This window comes from Leptolyngbya sp. FACHB-261 (genome assembly GCF_014696065.1).
In the GTDB taxonomy this organism is placed as follows: domain Bacteria; phylum Cyanobacteriota; class Cyanobacteriia; order FACHB-261; family FACHB-261; genus FACHB-261.
On sequence record NZ_JACJPL010000027.1, the window covers coordinates 341,110 to 360,311 of the forward strand.

General features: G+C 49.8%; 10 protein-coding genes. 1 reads left to right on the forward strand and 9 read right to left on the reverse strand.

The genetic code is table 11. From position 1 onward, the window contains the following. Nucleotides 1–348 precede the first annotated feature (348 nt). Both H6F94_RS21230 and H6F94_RS33320 read right to left on the reverse strand, forming a co-directional pair. Nucleotides 349–2,298: an SBBP repeat-containing protein gene (locus H6F94_RS21230; protein ID WP_190804249.1), complete on the reverse strand. Its 1,950-nt coding sequence runs from the start codon at nt 2,296–2,298 to the stop codon at nt 349–351. A gap of 593 nt (nt 2,299–2,891) precedes the next feature. Then, nucleotides 2,892–4,961 carry an SBBP repeat-containing protein gene (locus H6F94_RS33320; protein WP_199320567.1) on the reverse strand — a complete coding sequence of 690 codons (2,070 nt, stop codon included), beginning with the start codon at nt 4,959–4,961 and terminating at the stop codon, nt 2,892–2,894. A gap of 535 nt (nt 4,962–5,496) precedes the next feature. Here H6F94_RS33320 and H6F94_RS33055 point away from each other — a divergent pair. Further along, the gene (locus H6F94_RS33055) at nt 5,497–5,619 is read left to right on the forward strand and encodes a hypothetical protein (protein ID WP_277878138.1); all 123 of its coding nucleotides are present in this window, start codon (nt 5,497–5,499) and stop codon (nt 5,617–5,619) included. On the opposite strand, the gene H6F94_RS33325 is transcribed toward H6F94_RS33055, so the two are convergent. The 7 genes from H6F94_RS33325 to H6F94_RS21270 all read right to left on the reverse strand — a co-directional run bounded on the left by H6F94_RS33325 (nt 5,613) and on the right by H6F94_RS21270 (nt 19,163). After that, a complete protein-coding gene (locus H6F94_RS33325) occupies nt 5,613–7,664 on the reverse strand; it encodes an SBBP repeat-containing protein (RefSeq protein WP_190804250.1) in 2,052 nt (683 codons plus the stop codon). The two genes, H6F94_RS33055 and H6F94_RS33325, sit on opposite strands and share 7 nt — an antisense overlap. A gap of 778 nt (nt 7,665–8,442) precedes the next feature. Beyond that, the gene (locus H6F94_RS21245; RefSeq protein WP_190804251.1) at nt 8,443–8,940 is read right to left on the reverse strand and encodes a hypothetical protein; all 498 of its coding nucleotides are present in this window, start codon (nt 8,938–8,940) and stop codon (nt 8,443–8,445) included. Nucleotides 8,941–8,961: 21 nt separating this feature from the next. Continuing rightward, a complete protein-coding gene (gene fabZ / locus H6F94_RS21250; protein WP_524537855.1) occupies nt 8,962–9,495 on the reverse strand; it encodes a 3-hydroxyacyl-ACP dehydratase FabZ in 534 nt (177 codons plus the stop codon). A 94-nt stretch (nt 9,496–9,589) separates the two neighbouring features. Then, the gene (fabF, locus tag H6F94_RS21255; protein ID WP_190804252.1) at nt 9,590–10,840 is read right to left on the reverse strand and encodes a beta-ketoacyl-ACP synthase II; all 1,251 of its coding nucleotides are present in this window, start codon (nt 10,838–10,840) and stop codon (nt 9,590–9,592) included. A gap of 4 nt (nt 10,841–10,844) precedes the next feature. Further along, entirely contained in the window at nt 10,845–11,672 is an 828-nt protein-coding gene (locus H6F94_RS21260) for a class I SAM-dependent methyltransferase (RefSeq protein ID WP_199320568.1), read from the reverse strand. 185 nt (nt 11,673–11,857) lie between these two features. Then, entirely contained in the window at nt 11,858–13,111 is a 1,254-nt protein-coding gene (locus tag H6F94_RS21265) for a glycosyltransferase (protein ID WP_190804253.1), read from the reverse strand. A gap of 97 nt (nt 13,112–13,208) precedes the next feature. Then, nucleotides 13,209–19,163 carry a type I polyketide synthase gene (locus H6F94_RS21270; protein ID WP_190804254.1) on the reverse strand — a complete coding sequence of 1,985 codons (5,955 nt, stop codon included), beginning with the start codon at nt 19,161–19,163 and terminating at the stop codon, nt 13,209–13,211. Nucleotides 19,164–19,202 lie beyond the last annotated feature (39 nt).

Consider the following 19,202-nt stretch of genomic DNA (forward strand, 5'->3'; position numbering starts at 1 on the left):
CTTGAACATTACAGCTTCATCAAAGAAATATGACTAATCTGTAGCAGGTCATGTAACAGTTTCATGTATACGAGAGCACTCAGCAAGAGGTGACTGAAAAAGCGTGAGAAGGCAAAAGCAATCAGGCAAAAGCAATGGGGTAATCTACCCACCCCATCTAATCCCCCAACTCGCTCCAACGCGCATCAAATTATGGCTGGGTTATGAACAACTTGATCAGGGACAATTTGGTTCTCCGATAGCTAGCCAGTAGGACAACAGTCACCCTCATAAAAGCTTGCACCTAGCTCATGATGGTCTATGCTGAGCTTGCATTCCTAGCTCAGGAGCCTGCAACAGTTACTGGGTTTAGGTTCTAGCTTTTCTCTGTTTTTTCAAAGTGGCCCCGAGCCTTCTACTGATCCAAGCAACCGTTGTGATTGCCAATAGACCCAAACTAGCAGAGGGCTCTGGCACAGAAGTTGACAGTGGACCAGAAATTGATTGCTCTGAATTTGAGTGCTCTAAATTGCTACTGGGTCTGCCGCTATTAGTGGAAGAACCGGACGAACCCAAATTTTTGAGTACAGGCTTGCTCAGGTTAGCCATGTACCCTGGTATCGACTGGTCAGTAAAGGGGTCAGTAAACAGGTCAGTAAACAATTCAGGGCTGGCAGTTGTATCAGTTGGGGAGTTGGTCACAGCAGTATTAAATCCCTGTGAATTTCCGCCAAAAGCTCTCAACGTTCCCGAGCTTGTATCCAGTTTGGCAACCCAACTACCAGTAGGCGCAGCCTTAGCCGTTTTCCCAGAGCCGTCAGTCACGCCAGTCACGTAGACTTTACCCGTGTTGTCTCCAGTAATTCCGTAAGCCCGGTCAAATTTGGAGGTACCAAACTGCCGCAGCCACACCTGATTACCCTGGGTGTCATATCTAGCTACCCAGGTATCAAAAGACCCAACATTGGTGCCTGACAAATTACCGCTGGTATACCCGCTTAAGACAATGCTGTCATTGCCATCAATGAACATCTCAATAGGCTCATCGGTGCTGGCTTTACCAAGCTGTTTAATCCACAGTTGATTGCCATTGCTGTCAAATTTAGCCAACCAGGTATCATAAGACCCGGCATTGTTACCACCCAAGCCACCTAGAGTCCAGCCGGTTACGTAAACATTACCCTGGCTGTCAGTGTCAACTGCGAGTGAGCGCTCATCATCCGCAGTACCCAATTGTCGGATCCACTGAACCTGACCCCTGTTGTTGAACTTAGCGACCCAGGCATCATCAAGGCCAGCATTGTTTTTGGCTAAATCCCCTGCGGTCCAGCCGGTCAGATAAACACTGCCATCCTGGTCATCGACAGCAATGCTGGAAGATTCATCATCAGCCTGGTTGACGCTTCCCAAAGTTGTGAGCCATTTCTGGTTGCCATTTGTGTCAAATTTGCTGGCCCAGAAGTCAGCCGTTGCCAGATCCTTGGCTGGTTTGACATCTACGCCCGTTACATAGGCGTTACCAGTAGTATCCACATCAATACTGAAGGTTTGGAAAATAGAGTTGCGTCCAAACTGCTTAATCCATAGCTGATTACCATTACTGTCAAACTTGGCAACAAAGGCATCAGAAGTTTCTGCTTGCTTAGATGCGGCCAAATCCCCTTCGGTGATCCCTGCAACATAGAAGTTGCCTTCGCTGTCGGTGTCGATACTTAAGATCGTGTCGAGGCGCTCGCTACCAAACTGTTTGCTGAACAGCAACTTGCCTTGACGGTCATACTTAGTGACGACAGCATCACGAGGATCCGGTTTATTTGCTGTCTTCAAAGTACTGGTCGTTCCTCCGGCAACATAGACATTGCCAGAGGGATCAGTGGCAGTGGCCGGTGTAAGGTCAAACTCCTGGGCTTCCTGTTGAGATTGAGAGTAGTTTTGACCTAGGCTCCAGTTAGGATTTGCAAGTAGGAAATTGGCAATTTCGAGGCTATTTTGCTGCGGAAACTGGCTCGAACCAATACCAACATTTAGCCTCGAATAACTAGTGACATTACTGCTGTAAACAGAAGTCAAAACCGGGTTGAGACCAGCAAAAAAACCAAAGCCGTTTGGACTGGAGCCACCCAAACTGGAGTTAGCCAAACTATTTTGGTCGTAGTCAACCTGTTGCCAGTTTCTAGGGGTAAAAGTGTTGTGACCAAGCTGTAGAAGCGGAGCACCAAATAGGACATCACCCTGAAACAGACCAATCGGAAATTCACCAACAGCAGGCTTGAGCAATTGAGGACCAAGCAAACCATCAGCTTCAGGCCAGCTTTCCATTAGTTGGGTAGCCCTCCAGGCTGTAACGAGCTCGTTCTCTAGTGTATTGGCCTGTATTGGGTTAGCAGCCACTTTACATCGCTCTTATTCAGCTGAAAGGTAGACGGTCGAAGCAGTTTGTAATCAACTGTTTTTGCCAAATTGGTTTCGTCAACTTGGTTTTGACTTGCACTCCAGCTCAATGCAACCACCCTGATTGGTATACAACTTAGTTCCCAAGTAGGATGGCTAGCCAGAGGCTCATCTGAAGAAACGCGAGAAGTGTGAAGTTCTAGCAGGCTTACTCTGGGTCATAGTTCCTGAAAGCCATTCTCCATAAGGATTCTGCCATTCCACTTACCAACCTGCTAATCGCTAATCAGCATCTTTACTGAGAAATCATATGGAGACACAGCCTAGGCATAGTATAGGCACTAAGCAAAATCAGCCGTGCCAGTGATCACGGCCCTCTCCTGAGATCGAATTTAGACTGAGTGTTTTTTGCCAATCAAAACCTTGCAGAGCTGCCCCTGACCGGTACCAGCTAGCAAGTGCCAACAAAGATAGGTCTGCTAAGGCTAGCAGACCTATCTTCTACCTACTCCGCATCGGAGTTATTGAGCTGAGGCTCTTGTTCTTGCCTTGCTTGCCGCTTTCGAGCGAGCTTGCAGCTTTCTCCTGATGCATGCAACACCGGCAATTGCCAATAAGCCCAGGCCAGCAGAAGGCTCTGGTACAGAGGTTGGCGGTTGGCCACCGTAAGGATTAGAAACCAGGGGTTCTAGACCTCGGCCGCTCGGTCCACCACTGTCTGGACTGAGACCTAAGGTCCCAGTGACGAATTGCTGGAAGAAGTCACCGATATAGTCAGCTTGTTCACCACTGACTGGTCGAGTTGCTGGTGCACTGCTCGCGAAACCTTTCGGAATCGAGGCGAGGCTGACAGTCTGGCCATTACCGCTAAAGTCTTTCAAGCTTCCTGAGGTGGCATCAAGCTTGGCAGTCCAAGCATCGAAAGACCCAGCATTGAGGGAGCCCAAAGAGCCACCCGTTACACCTGTGACATAAAGGTTGCCAAAAGCATCGCTGGTGACCCCATAAGCCTGATCAAACTTAGAGGTGCCAAACTGTTGCAGCCATATCTGGTTCCCAGCTGTGTCGAACCGGGTTACGAAGGCATCGAAGGAGCCAGCATTAATCCCTTCAAGGTTGCCGTTGGTATAGCCAGTCAGGAAGATGTTGTCAGATTGGTCGATGAAGATATCAAAACCTTCATCATCAGCAGCACTACCAAACTGCTTCACCCATAGCTGATTACCTTCGCTGTCATATTTGGTCAGGTAGACATCATAGGAACCTTTATTCTCATCACCTAAGGTGCCTAAGGTCCAGCCAGCCGTATAGACATTGCCCTGGCTATCGGTGTCAACACCCCACGACCATTCGTAATCGGGAGTTCCATACTGCTTCACCCACTGCGCTTGACCGGTGGCATTGTCGAACTTGGCAATGTAGTTGTCGTACAAGCCAGCATTTTGGAAACTACCTGGCGAGTCGATTCGAGGCAAATCGCCCAAAGTCCAGCCCGTAGCGTAAACGCTGCCATCGCTACTGACAGTAACATCGTAGGATTCATCAAAATCATTGTCTACACTACCCACTTCGGTGAACCATTGCTGGCTACCATTCGTGTCAAACTTGCTCACCCACAAGTTATCAGTGGCAAGATCTTCAGATGCTCTGACATCTAATCCCGATACATAAACATTGCCACCGGCATCAACATCAAGGCCGAAGGCTTGAAAGATAACATTCTGCCCAAACTGCTCCAGCCACACCTGGTTGCCACTGCTGTCGTACTTGGCAACGAAGGCATCAGTGCTTTCTGCTTGTTTGGTTCCCTCTAAGTTGCCTGCGGTAATTCCCGATACATAGAAGTTACCTTGAGCATCAGTGGCGATATTGGAGACTGTGTCAAAACTTGAGGTGCCAATCTGCTTGGTGAACAGCACATTGCCCTGGCTGTCATACTTGGTCACTAAGCCATCACGAGAAAGCCCGCTGTTGGTTTTGCCAATAGAGCCCGTGGTTCCCCCAGCCGTGTAGACATTGCCTGAGGTGTCGGTAGCCGCGCGAACAGAGATATCAAAACCAGCAGTTCCCTGTTGCTGAGCCTTCGGGACCACTGGCCCTGGTGGAGGAGTATTGCCCTCAAACTTGAAGTAGTTACTAGCCAGATTTAGATTGGAATTACCTAGCAAGAAACCGACAACATCAACACCATTTTGGTCCTGCTGGAGAATTGCTGAGCCAACTCCAACATCCAATAATTGGTAGTTGTTGGCATTGCCATTGAGCTGGATGAAATCCTGGGCAGGATTGAAATCACCAACGAAACCAAAATCGTTTAAGCCGAGGATTTGCGGGTTGCCGTTATCGTAGTAGGCTTGCTGATAATCACCGAATACAAAGGTATCGCTCCATTGGCGAGAAGCTGGATCCTCAATGGTTACATCACCAATGAAAAGATCGATTTGGGGCAGATTTGGAACACCACTTATGGGTTGATAACCCAGCAAGGTATCGTTGCCAGTACGCGCTGCAATTACTTGGCTTATCTGAGTCCCTGCAGCGAGGTCGCTATTAGGTGTGTAAATTTGAACCGTGAATAACTGCTCAGCCACTTTGTGCCGATCTCCTATAGCAAAAAATTGACAGTAAAAGCGGCCTCAGGTGGGCTCCGAATACGGTGCTATCCCTCAGAATGCAGACGCTCACGGAAATGCTCAGTCCATTTCCTAGTAGCGCGACCGGGTGTTATGTAGATGCTTGTCTTAAGAGATGCAAATCAGGCGCATGGCCTTGAGAACGCTGAGGGCATTCCTCTGGCAGCGCGGCTGGAAGTGTTGCGTAGATGCTCGTCTTAAGAGATGCGATTCAGCAAGGTTACTTACCCTGAAATCCCGTAAGCCCCTGAAAGCCGCTTTCTGTGCGCATCCTGCCATTGACACTAGGGGAATGTCGATAGGCGCCTGAGTATCTTTACGGAGAAATTACATAGATTGAGCATCTACCTATTGGCAGAATGCTGAGCTCAACGTCTGTAGCCGCGATCACAGACAGCTCTTAGACAGCTGCGTGACCAAAAGTATAGATTTTTACCTGTAAAGACTTTGCAGAACTTCCAGAGACTAGAAAATAGCCCCGAAGGCTTGCAAAATGGCCTTATTGATTCAGTGGCACCCCAAAGACACCTACGCATTTCAAGTAGGTCTACTGCTTGAGCAGACCTACTTGAAGCAGGCAACGCCTGTATTACCAGGGCTAGTTCTGTGTTACTGAACTGGCAGTCTCGCCTTGCCCGAAGCTTTGGAGCGAGCTCTCAGTTTTCTGCTAACGCAGGAGAAGGCTGCAAGCGCCAATAGACCCAAGCCAGCAGAGGGCTCAGGCACAGAAGTTGGCGGTGGAGCATAAGGATCTGTAACTAATTTCTCCAAACCTGTTCCGTTGGGTCCACCACTACCACCACTTAGGCCCAGTGTGCCAGTAACAAACTGCTCGAAGAAGTTTTCAAGCAAGCCTTTCTGCTGGGCATTGAGCTGTTGAGTTGCCGACTTGCTAATGGGGACAGAGGCTGAGCGATCAGCCGTCTGTGCAGTGCCACCGAAGTTCAGCAAGTTACCAGAGGATACATCGAGCTTAGCGACCCAGCTATCGAAAGAGCCAGCATTGAGGCCACCTAAAGAACCCTGAGTGATACCTGTAACGTAGAGGTTGCCGACGTTATCGCTGGTAATACTGTAGGCTTGATCGTAATCAGGAGTGCCAAATTGTTGAAGCCATACCTGATTTCCATTGACGTCATATCTAGCAACCCAGGGATCAAAAGACCCAAGGTTAGGTCCGCCAAAGCTGCCGTTGGTATAACCGGTGATGAAGAGGTTGTCTTGGGAATCGATGACTAAGTCGAAGGCTTCATCATCCCCGTCAGAACCAAACTGTTGAATCCACAGTTGGTTACCAAGGGCGTCAAACTTGGTTAAAAAGGCGTCGTAGGAGCCAGGGTTCTCGTCGCCTAATTGGCCTAAAGTCCAGCCGGTTGCATAAACATTGCCCTGGCTGTCAGTATCAACACTCCACGACCATTCATAGTCCGGAGTGCCGAACTGTCGGACAAACTCTACCTGGCCAGTACTACTTTCAAACTTAGCAACCAGACCATCGTAAAGGCCTTTGTTCTCCGCGGCTACATCGCCACCTAGAGTCCAGCCAGTTGCATAAATGCTGCCATCATTACCGACAGTCACCCCATAAGACTCGTCAAAACTAGCGGGAGTGCCAATCTCGGTAAACCACTGCTGATTACCGTTCGTATCGAACTTACTGGTCCAGAAATTAGTTTGAAAACCGACTGGTACAACCGGCTCTCCCTCGACAGGCCTAACCGTTGCACCGGATAGATAAACTGTGCCACTGCCATCCACATCAATGGAATAGGCGCTATCAGATAGGCCATTGCTCAACGTTTCAATCCACTGCTGGTTACCATTGCTGTCGAATTTGGCAACAAAGGCATCGCCAATAGCTCCTTGCTCGGCTCCGCCTAGATCACCTTCAGTATTGCCAGCAACGTAGAAGTTACCTTGAGCATCGGTGTCAATGGCAAAGATTTGATCGAACTCGTCGGTACCGAACTGTTTGGTAAACAGCAGATTGCCCTGGTTATCGTACTTAGCAACTACCGCATCACGAGAATCCCCATTATTAGCACCACCTAGGGAGCCGTTTGTCGCTCCGGCAATATAGACATTGCCCGAGGTGTCTGTGGTCGTGGCAGGTGTCAAGTCAAAACGGGGGGTTCCCAGTTGCTGAGCCTTAGGCACGGTTGGCCCAGGAGGTGGTGTGGTCCCTCGATAATTAAAATAGTTACTGTCTAGGCTCAAATTTGTGTTGCCGAGCAAAAAGCCGACAACATCAGCACCGTCTTGATTCTGCTGAAGAATTGCAGAGCCAAGGCCAACGTCAACGAGCTGATAGTTGCTCGCGTTACCGTAGAGCTGGATAGTATCTAGTGCCGGGTTAAAGTCAGTTACAAGGCCAAAATCGTTTAGACCAAGGATATTAGCATCACCATTGCCATAGTAAGACTGGTTTGAATCACCTAGAATAAAGGTGTCGCTCCACTGACGCAAAGCCGGATCCTCGACAGCCACATCACCGAGAAAAATCTCGATTTGGGTTTGACCAGGTTTGCTAACTGGTTGATAGCCTAGAAGAGCGTCGTTACCAGTACGACCATAAATAATCTGAATTTGACCTAGGTTAAAGGCAGCAGCGACATCGCTGTTAGGAGTGTAAGTTTGCAGGGCAAATACCTGTTCAGCCACTTTAAGTTGCTCTCCACAAGCAGAGAATTGGTCGTAAAAGCGGCTCCAGATCGGCTTTGGGTTTTACGTCGCTACAGCTCAAGACGCGTGATGCCGTAGAAATGCACAGTGCATTCCTCAACGTCACGGTTAGGGTGTTGTGTAGATGCTCGTCTTAAGAGATGCAAATCAGGCGCATAGCCTAGGCAGGTCCCAAACATACCCAGTCAGCGCAAGCTGAGGTGTCGCGTAGATGCTCGTCTTAAGAGATGCAAAGGTTTTGATGAGACTACTTAGCCTGTAATCCCAGTAGCCTTTGGAAACCGCTTTATGGGCGAATCCTGGCACTTGAATCTAAGGGATGTCTACCTCAGCTCAGTATCTTCATCTAAAAATTATACTGAGGACCTACCTAGCTGAAGCTCAAGTACCGAGGTTCGGTTGGTGAAGCAGCTCCACAGAACGCATCAAGCGCTTTAAAGGAATCCAGCGCATCACATAAGCTTGGCTACTTTGTCAGTAAAGCTTTTATAGAGCTTCCGTTTATAACAGAGAAATCCTGAAGATGGTCATGCAATAGCAATTGACGCAATAGCACTTGGCGACGCTACAAGCCCATGTCTTAACTTCTATAGACGTTGAGGCATATGGGATTTTAGCAGGTTTAATGGGCTAAGTTCAACACTTTTATACCGATTCCCTAAACGAGAGTAACAAATCAGAACCCCTCCCAACCTCTCCTTGGCAAGGAGAGGTTGGGAGGGGTTCTGATTTGTAGCAGTTAAAAAGTGAGTTGGTATTAGTTGAAGCTTGTGCAATGACGGTCGTACAAATAGCCTAAGCCTGGCAGAGGAATACTCTGCAACGCGACACAAGCTTGATTAACACTGCGCCCAGGGGCCATGTTGCTATTTGACCAAAAGTAGCCTGTCCCATTGGCTTGAAACAGACCATGAATTTGTTCACTGCCATTGATCGGGGCTTGGTCTCTAATAAAGAGAAACGTCTCACTTGGAATATAAGCTCTAGTCCAAGTAGCATTGCAGGATTTCGAATATGTTTTCTCAATAATGATTTGTTGAGGCTGCCAGGAATCTTGCCAACGATAAACGGTCGTGATGACCTGCTCCACAAAGCTCCCATCGGCATCACAGCCGTACTCTACTGGATTTTTATCCTTGCAACTAGCCCCCTGACAACGGCTTTCGGCGGCTGAGGTTTTCTGTATCCAGCCAAAGCTAAAGCTAAGGCTCAATGTGGCAATTAACCCAATGGAGCACTGCTTTACAAGTCCCATTTTTCCTCATCTGTTTTTTGGTTAGCCCACCAACATAGAAAAAGTCAGTTCGCCTTCAGTTACTAGCTTGCCATCCACTTCAGCCCGTGCTTGCATTTTGCCGAAGCGGCGCTGCTTGACACACAATAGTTCTACGGTCATTACTAACTGATCGCCAGGCACCACTTGGCGACGGAAGCGAACTTTATCGATGCCCGCAAATAGAAATAGCCCTTCTTGGGAGTCTAACATCTGCGTTAGGACCACGCCACCAACCTGAGCCATAGCTTCCACAATTAGCACTCCCGGCATAATCGGTTGCCCTGGAAAATGACCCTGAAATTGAGGTTCATTGAAGGTGATATTCTTCAAACCAACTGCTCGTTTACCTGGTACATATTCGAGAATTCGGTCGACTAAAAGAAAGGGATAGCGATGGGGTAATAGCTTTTGAAGATCTTGAATGCTAAAAGTGGACGGGGGTGCTTGTAAAGCAGCAGATTCAGACGAATGATCCTCAATCTCGGTCGTAGGAGAACTAACTGAGTTGGTATCAAGCAAGGTTGATTTTGACACGGTTCAATTCGCCTCTTTTAATCCTGAGTTTGTGATTCAGAGTTTTTGATTTTGATTGAAATACTGCTAAGGAGCGCTCAGAAGAGGTCCACAGCTAGCCCTCAAATTTTCTGAACGCGAGAGTAACGTTGTGACCACCAAAGCCAAAAGAATTGGATAGAGCAACTTCCACCTGTTGGCTACGGCTATGGTGAGGCACATAATCCAGGTCACAACCTGCATCAGGGTTGTCCAAATTGATAGTTGGAGGGACCGTATCCTTAACGACAGCCATTACAGTTGCAATTGCCTCGATTCCCCCGGAGCCGCCCAAAAGATGACCAGTCATCGATTTAGTAGAACTAATAGCGACTTGTGAAGCATGCTGCCCCAAAGCTAGCTTGATCGCTGAGGTTTCTGTGATGTCATTAGCGGGGGTACTCGTACCATGAGCATTGATATAGCTGACCTGGTTAGGAAACAGACCTGCGTCTTTGAGTGCTAATTCCATCGCAGTAGCAGCGCCTCTACCACCAGGAGTAGGCGCAGTCATATGGTACGCATCACAAGTCATGCCATAGCCAACAATTTCGGCATAAATGTGAGCTCCACGGTTCAAAGCATGCTCTAGCTCCTCCAAAATCAGAATGCCAGCCCCCTCTCCCATCACAAAACCATCTCGGTCTCGATCAAAGGGACGAGAGGCACGAGTTGGCTGATCATTGCGAGTTGATAATGCTTTAGCAGCTGCAAATCCAGCCATAGACAAGGGAGTAACTGCCGCTTCCGTACCTCCACAAATCATGATTTGAGCCGCACCTCGCTGAATTAAACGCAGGGCTTCTCCCACGGCATTCGAGCCGGCAGCACAAGCTGTTACTGTACAGAAATTTGGTCCTTTTGCTCCGGTGTGAATAGCGGTTAACCCCGCAGCCATATTAGCGATCATCATCGGAATCATAAAAGGGCTGCAACGGTCAGGACCACGCGTGAGGTAAATTTCTTGCTGGTCTTCTAAAACCTTGATACCACCGACACCACTACCAATAACAATCCCGACTTGGTGAGCATTGAGATCATTAATCTCGATACCAGCATCTGCAATCGCTTGTTTGCTAGCGCAAACCCCAAATTGAGCGAAGCGGTCCATGCGCTTTGCATCTTTGCGATTCAAGTAATCGCAGGGGTCGAAGTTCTTCACTTCTCCTGCAATCTGACAGGCGATCCGCGAGTCCTCAAATAAGGTGATGGGTCCAATACCACTCTGCCCCTGAACCAGGCCCTTCCAATATTCTGAGACCGTGTTTCCCAGGGGAGTAATTGCTCCCAGACCGGTGACGACCACTCGCTTTAGTTCAGGGGCCATTCGTTTAAACTCCAGTTTTACGGAACATGATGGCCATCTCCGTTCGAGCACTCAGCCAATAACCGAAGATGGCGTAGAACAGGAATCTGTAGGAGGTCAGAGCTCTCCAAAAATTGACAGGTTCAAAAATAACGTCAAGCGTCCCATCCGAAAGGCATTGGTATTCGTTCCAGGCACGGCTATTCAGGCCAAACCAGAGCGTATCGTGATAGGGCCGATCGAAGAAATCTACAGGCTCCCAGCTCTGACTACGGCCTAGGGACTCGATAGCTTCACGAGTGTAGACATGCAGGTGGTAGGGAACATGGATCGAGTTGTAATAATCAGAGATATTAGCCTGATTTAGATCGATATTTTCTGCATTGGGTGTGCCGATCAAGATATAACCACCAGGAGCAAGAAGAGCATCTAGCTCAGCCAAGAGAGCACTGGGATTTTCGACATGCTCAACCACATCCTGAAGCAGAATGTAATCGAACGGCCCTTCTTGGAGAGCAGCCGGATTGCCAAAACCTTCTGGCGAGGCATAAGGATCATAGCCGTGACAGTGAGCGAATCCGCTTTGCCTTAAATACTGCACAAACAAGCCGTTTGCACAGCCATAATCCAGGAGTGAATTGTCTTTAGAAAAACCGTGTTTTATGAGCTGTCGCTTTAAGTTCTGATAGCAAAGACGCAGTGGTGTTGTCAGGCCAGCCTGAGCAAATGGGTATTTAGCATAGTAATGGGGAAGATCGACAACATCCAGGCAATGGATGACCGAGCAACTCGGGCAACGCCAAACATCGAAAGTCTGATCTTTAAAGGCTCTTATATTACAAGGAAATGTCACGAATTGAGATCTATCGCCTGGATCAACATGAGAATTACAAATGAGGCACTCGAGCCGTTGCTCAGGTTTCTCTAGGCTTTCAGTTAAAGATGAAGCAGAAGCAGTCAGAGAATCCAAGTTTTGACCGAGCTTCACCATGTCTATTTTTCTGACCATAATTAGAGATTGAAGAAGGCAACCAGCGTTCACCGCCTGCTCAAACGGGCCAAGTTTTTGTCATCCTTATTTATGCCTAATAAGCTTTGATAGTAGTTGCTCAGATTTTGACAGCCTTGCTCAAGAGAGAATTGTTTCGCACCTTGCTCAGCCCTCTGAAGAATGTCTGTATTGTCACTAACCAAGGCCCTTTGAATACCAGTTGCCAAACCTTCAACATCATTAGGAGGAACCAGATAACCATTAACTCCGTCGAGGACATACTCAGAAACAGCACCGCTATCAACAGTTACGATCGGGATACCAGATGCCATTGCCTCGACTACAGTACGCCCAAAGGTTTCATAGGGCGAGGGACTACAAAATACATCGCAGGAGGCCAAGACATTCGCCTTCGTATCACCAAGCAGAAAACCTGTAAAGTGGACATCAGCAACTGACTCAGCAAGACGTCTTAATTGGTTAACAACGTTGTCAGGTCCATCTCCTGCAATGATCAAAGAGTATCTGGGATCGCGACGCTTTAATTTGGCAAATGCCTGGATCAGCAAATCGACGCGCTTCTCAAATCCCAAACGCCCTAAAAATAGCAAAACCCGGTTATCTTTTTCCTCGGCACTTAACCAGGCCTTCAAATGCTCACGGTTTCGACGGCTCGGATGATAGGTAGAAACGTCGATACCTAGGAATGGAATAGTCTGGACGTTGTCAATTCCTAACTCCTGACAGCTCTGGCTTGCAGATGCGCTCGCGCAGATTGTCGTGTCAATCTGTCGGTACAGATAACTAGCTACTTGAGAACTGCGAGCTAGGTTTCGCAACCACTGCCAGCCTGGATAAGCGGCTGAAAAATTGTAGAGATCCGTATGGTATTCAGCGATGTAGGGAATGTTGTGTTGTTTTGCGTAACGTCTGCCAGGTAGCTGCCAGGTTCCCAATAAGAAGTAGCGCTCGACATCTGTAATCACAATTAAGTCTGGCTGATATTCAGCAAGTTTTTCTCTGATCTGGCGGGCTGCACGAAATCGAGGCACATGGGTCAACTTGTAGGGAGCCCACGGCTTCGAGGGATAACGTTCAATAATCAGCTTTCCATCTAAATCTGACTTCGCCAATGATGAACCTGAGGCGTTTTGCCAATCAGGAGCAAATACAACTACACGGTAGTTTTCTTGTTTAGCAAACCATTGAGCGCGTTCCCAATTAAAATGCGAAACACCACTCACATCTGGAGGAAAGCCTGTTACCAGAAAAGCTAGGGTGTAGGTTTTAGGAGATCCCATTGAGTTTAACCCTGCTAACAACTCAAATCAAACAACTCAAAGCAATCAGAAATCTGTAGGATGCCGAGCCATTAACTGACGTTCAGGCAACTGACCGTTACGCTCGCACTAGCGGAGCTTCCAAGAATCCACTGCGAACCAAGTACGAGAAGTAGGTCTTTAGTAACTTGGCGTCGACCCGAGGACAGCTGACCGAACTACCGACAAGTTGAGCTACAGTTTGCTGGCAGTTTAACTTTACTCTTCGCTGTCCTAGCCCTGCAAAAGTGAGCTGTTCATCAGACCACCGACGTAGGAAGAAAGGCAAGAGACCGCTGAGGGCATTATCGCCGGAACCCAAGGTTTTACTCAGTTCTATTTCCCAGTCTTCATAATCAATTTCTCGAATCGGATAGCCCAGCTCATTAATCCACCCGGTCACCTCAGCCCAGCTAGAGAAATTAGGATTATTCAAGTGAAAGGACTTGCCCAACGACTCCTGCTGCTGCGATAGCTGGACAATAGCTCGGCTGACGTAGTCTACGGGAACTAGAGTAATACCGCAGTTCATGTTGGGCATGCTGCCCATCTGAATGCAGCCCTTCAGGAAGCGACAGGTGAAGTCATCGGTGTTCCAGAGCCCAGTTTGGCTGTCTCCAGCAATCAGGGGTGGTCTGTAGATTGCAACTGGTAATCCTCGCTCACGAGCAACAGTCACCAACTTCTCTGCTACCCACTTCGTCTGGGTGTAACCCAGGTCTATACCGTCCGTGTGCAAAATCGGCTCTGATTCTAAAACTTCCCTGCCGTAATAAGCAGAAGAATCAAAAACAGCGTCGGTCGACACATAGTGGAGCGGCTTAACTTTAGACTGGCAAGCCAACCTGAGGATTTCCTGGGTGCCCAAAACGTTGGTGGGCTTCAAGGTCGAGTAGGGGTACACAAAATTCAAAACTGCCCCGTTGTGATAAATCACATCGATCTTGTGGGCTAGCTCGTCAAACTGTTCTGTTGAAAGACCTAGTCGAGGTTTCGCTAAATCACCAACAACCGGAATAATTCTAAACCGGTGCTGACTTTGCCATAGGCCATAAGAACTTAGATTCTTCTGGATTTTTTGCATGCCTGCGCCAGCATCAGCAGCCCGCACCAGACAGTAAACCTCTGCCTTGGTCTGCTCAAGCAGCCCGTTCAGCAAAAAGGCCCCTAAAAAGCCAGTTGCGCCCGTCAACAAAATCGAATTGACTTTTGTTGGTATGGCTTGGGCAGATTCAGGGCGAATGGCAGCCTCTAGAACAGCTTCGTCATGGAGATTCAGAACCTGGGTAACTACCTCTATTGGGGTAATATCTGGCGCAAATTGCTTTAACAGCAGAGCAGTCAGGGCGGCAATGCTAGATGCTTGCATGAACTCAGAGATAGGCAATTCTGCCCCTAACTGAGTGCGAATTAAGCTCACTAACTCAACAGCCATGAGCGAATCCATGCCCAGGTCAAACAGACTTTGCTGCGGGTCTGGTAATTGGGCGAGCTTCAGAACTTTAGCAGCTTCAGTTTGCAAATGCGTTGTGAGCAAGGCTTGCCGTTCTTGTGCGGGAACTGCTTCCAACCGTTGCAGCATTTCCGACCGTGGCGCTGCCTCTGATGTCGTTGCAATGGCCTTGTGGGTCTGTCCCTCGACCTGTTCTAGCAGTGATCGTTTGCCTCTGGCTTCGTAGAGCCCTTTGAACAAACTCCAATCAACATTCGCCACCGTTGCCTGGGCACAGCCGGCTCCCAGCAAGTAGCCCAAAGCGGCAGTGGCTTGTTCTGGTTGCAAGGCTTCGACCCCCATGCGGGTCAACCAGACTTGGAATTCTTCCAGGGCCATGCCACCGCCCGCCCAAGGTCCCCAATTGACACTCAGCGCGGGCAAACCAAGGCTGTGGCGATAGTGGGCTAAGCCATCGAGAAAATAGTTTGCCGCTGCATAATGCGCTTGTCCCTTCGAACCCCACACCGACGAGATCGAGGAGAAACTCACGAAGAAGTCTAGCTTCAGGCCTTGCGTCAGTTGATGCAGGAGCCAGGTCCCAACCACCTTGGGACGAAGTACCGCATTAAGGGTATCAGGAGCCATGTCTTTGAGCGCTTCGTAGCCAGGCACACCTGCTGCGTGGACAATGCCTCGCAAGGGCGACATTGAGGTCTGAATCGTCTCCAGAAGCTTGACCATGTCCCCCTCGCTGGCGACATCAGCCTGAGCGACCAGTACCCTGGCTCCAGCCTTTTCTAACTGGCTTAAGGTGGCTTGCACTTCAGCAGAAGCACCACGACGGCTAGTGAGCACTAATTGCCGTGCCCCCTGCGCCACCATCCACTGCGCCACCTTGAGTCCCAAAGCACCCAAGCCACCAGTAACGAGGTAGCTGCCCTCGGCGCTAAAGGTTACCCCCGTTGAATTTGGCAGTTGCTTGCGTACCAGGCGGGCGACATAGCGCTGTCCAGCTCTGAATGCTAAGTGGTCTTCTCCTTGAGCATGAGTGAGTTCAGTTAAGAGATGGGCTGCCTCACTCGTAGTGACTCCGCCTGTGATTTGATTATCAGTCGTTTGAGGAATAGAAGGCGCTAAATCAACCATGCCGCCCCAGAATTCTGGGTGTTCTAGCGCAACAACTTTACCCAGGCCCCAGAGCGGCGATTGAGCCACATCGGGACGGGAGGAACCAACCGTTACCACCCCTCGCGTCACAAACCACAGGCGAGGTTGAGCAATTTGACTAAACCGCGTTTCATTAGGCCGCTTGGCTAGAGCTTGCAGTAAACGCAGAGCACTACCCACTCCCAGAGCCTGAGCCTGTTCCAGAGTAGAGACGCTCAATTCAGCTGCCGCGTCTAGGCTCCACAGGTGAATCACGCCCTGCAAAGGCAGGTCAAGAGTTGCTAAATCTTCCTGGAATAGACGTTCAAAATCAGTTTTATCGGCCGCTTGAGCATCGACCAAAATGCAAGAGTGCCCTTGTGCTTTCAGAAGCTCAGAGAGAGCCTGACCAACACCGCCTTTGTCAGCCAAGAGCAGCCAACTACCCGGTTGAACCGCACCATTCTCTGACGCGTTTTTTAGCTGGCTTGGCTTAGCTTGCCACTCGATTTCATAAAGCCAATCTTTGAGAGCCTCTTTAACAGATGCTGTGGTTAGTTGCTGCTGATTTTGCTTTATCAGAAGTTCTAGCAATTTGGGCAGCGCTTTTAACTCAAGCTCTGAAAGTTCTCCCGTTGTTTCTAGCTGCTGGGCTAACTGCTGAGTATCCCCCTGCTTGATCAGGTTCATAATCGGCGTTTGAATGCCAGAATCTTGACCTGAATTTTGGGTCGTAGGCGAGGTTGTGGCCTGACCGTTTTCAGCAAACTCCACCCAGTAGCGCTGTCGCTGGAACGGATAGGTCGGCAGTTGTAAGCGACGCCGGGGGGCATCTTGGTCAAGACTGGCCCAATCAACAGCCGCACCCCGCACATACAGAGCCCCCAAGCTCTGAAGCATTTGCTGCCAGTCGGCTTGCCCAGGGTACAAACTGGGTAGCCACACACCCACCCCATCTGGCAAACAGTAACGCCCCATGCCCAACAAGGTTGGCCTAGGCCCGATTTCTACAAAGATTTCGTATTTCTGCTGCTGCAAGGCTTGCATGCTGTCTGCAAATCTGACCGGCGAGCGCACGTGGTCGCACCAATATTCCGGCGTTGTAATTTCAGCTGTAGCCAATGCCCCAGTGACATTAGAAATTAGTTTGGTGCGCGGCGCAGCATAGACCACACTGGCAGCTACTTGCTTAAAAGCAGACAGCATGGGTTCCATCAAAGGCGAGTGAAATGCATGGGAAACCTGCAATTTCTTCGCTTTGATTCCTTCTGCTTTCAGCGCGGAAAGTACAGCCTGAACGGCCTCACTTTGACCCGAAATCACTACGCTTTGAGGGCCATTGATCGCTGCAATTGAAACTGCCTGAGCCTCAGATAGCTGAGCAGTTACCGCTTGAATTGCTGCGGTAACTTGAGCTTCACTAGCGAACACCGCCACCATTTCGCCACCGGCAGGCAGGGCTTGCATCAAACGCCCCCGTTCGGCAATCAATTTCAAGCCATCTTCCAGGCTGAAGACCCCAGCCACACAGGCAGCCACATATTCACCGACGCTATGGCCCATGACAATCGTGGGTTCAATGCCCCAGGATTTCCAGAGCTGAAAGAGCGCATATTCCAGGGCAAATAGGGCGGGTTGCGTATAAGCGGTTTCGCCTAGGAGACCCGGAGTTGAGAGGGAGCCGTTCTTTGCCGATGCTTGTGTGTCAGTTCCTTCTGGATACAGAACTGCGAGCAAGGGCTTTTGCAGATAAGGCCGCAGAATTGCGTCGCAACGGTCGAGAGCCTGACGGAAAACCGGTTGGGTTTCGTAAAGCTGGTGTCCCATGCCCACAAACTGTGAACCCTGACCGGTAAATAGAAAGGCTATTTTGGAGCGCTTTTTGTTATTGGCCTGACCGGTCACGAGCCCACCAGGTTCACGTCCAGCCGCAAAAGCCTCAAGCTGTTCCCGAAGTTGGACACCCGATTCAGCCACAACCGCCAGGCGATGATCGAACTGGGCGCGGGTTGTGTTGGCCGTGAAGCAAATATCCGCCAGGGATGCTTCTGGATGAGCGGCGCAGAAGTCAGCGTATCGCTGAGCCAATTCCTTCAGCGCATTCTCGGTCTTGGCAGAGAGCATTAGCAGGTGATAGGGGCGGTCTTCAGGCGCTAGCTCAGGTGCAACTTCAGGCGCTTCTTCTAGGATGGCGTGGCAGTTGGTGCCGCCAAAGCCAAAGGCGCTGATTCCAGCTAAACGCTGCGCCTCTCCAACGGACCAAGGCTGACGCTGGCTGGGAATCTCAAAGGTCGTACCGTCTAGAGAAATCAGGGAGTTGAGTTGCTTCAGATGCAGGTGGGGTGGGATTTCCTGGTGTTGCAGCGCAAGCACAACCTTGATTAAGCCAGCCATGCCAGAGGCCGCTTCCAGGTGACCAATATTGGTTTTGACCGAACCCAACCAACAAGGTTGATCGGGCTTGCGATCCTGCATCAACACCGCTTTGAGCGACTTGACTTCGATCGGATCGCCCAGCGAGGTGCCCGTGCCGTGGGCCTCGATGTAACTGATCTGATCTGGGGTGACACCAGCATTTTGCAGAGCTTGGCGAACCACGGCCTGTTGGGAAGGGCCATTGGGAGCCGTCAGCCCGTTACTCAAGCCATCTTGGTTGACTGCTGTACCTTTGACAACAGCCAGAACATTGTCTTTGTCTTTGAGGGCATCCGAGAGACGCTTGAGAACAACCACGCCGCAGCCTTCCCCGCGAACGTAGCCGTCTGCACTGGCATCGAAGGTCTTGCAGCGACCATCAGAGGCCATCATGTGCGCGTGCGAGTAGGTGATCGTGGGCTCTGGTGACAGCATCAAACTGACCCCACCCACTAGGCATAAGCTTGATTCACCGCTCTGCAAACTCTGGCAGGCATAATGCAATGCCACTAAAGACGACGAGCAGGCGGTTTCAATCACCACACTCGGCCCACGCAGATTCAGGATGTAGGACAGGCGATTGGCCGCAATGCAGAGCGTGTTGCCGGTGCCATCGTAGGCATTGACCAGATTTAGGTCTTGGGTGAGCAATCGGCAATAGTCGTAGTTGCCAATTGCCATAAAGACACCTGCTGGAGTGCCCGCTATTTTGTCTGGGGCCAGACCAGCATTCTCCAGAGCTTCCCAGGCGACTTCTAGAACCAGTCTTTGCTGAGGATCCATGCGCTCTACTTCCCGGGGAGAAATCCCGAAAAAGCTGGGCTCAAACTGATCGACCCGCTCTATAAAGCCGCCCCAACGGGTGCTCATTTTGCCCGGTGTTCCGGGTGCCGGGTCATAATAGGCGTCAATATCCCATCGCTCTTTTGGCACCTCTGTGATCGCATCTACACCGTCGCGTAAGAGTTGCCAGAAGGACTCTGGATCTTTAGCACCGGGAAAACGACAACCAAGGCCGATAACTGCGATAGGTTCCACGTCCAAGCCTCTAACGGTAACTACTTCTGACACTGCGCC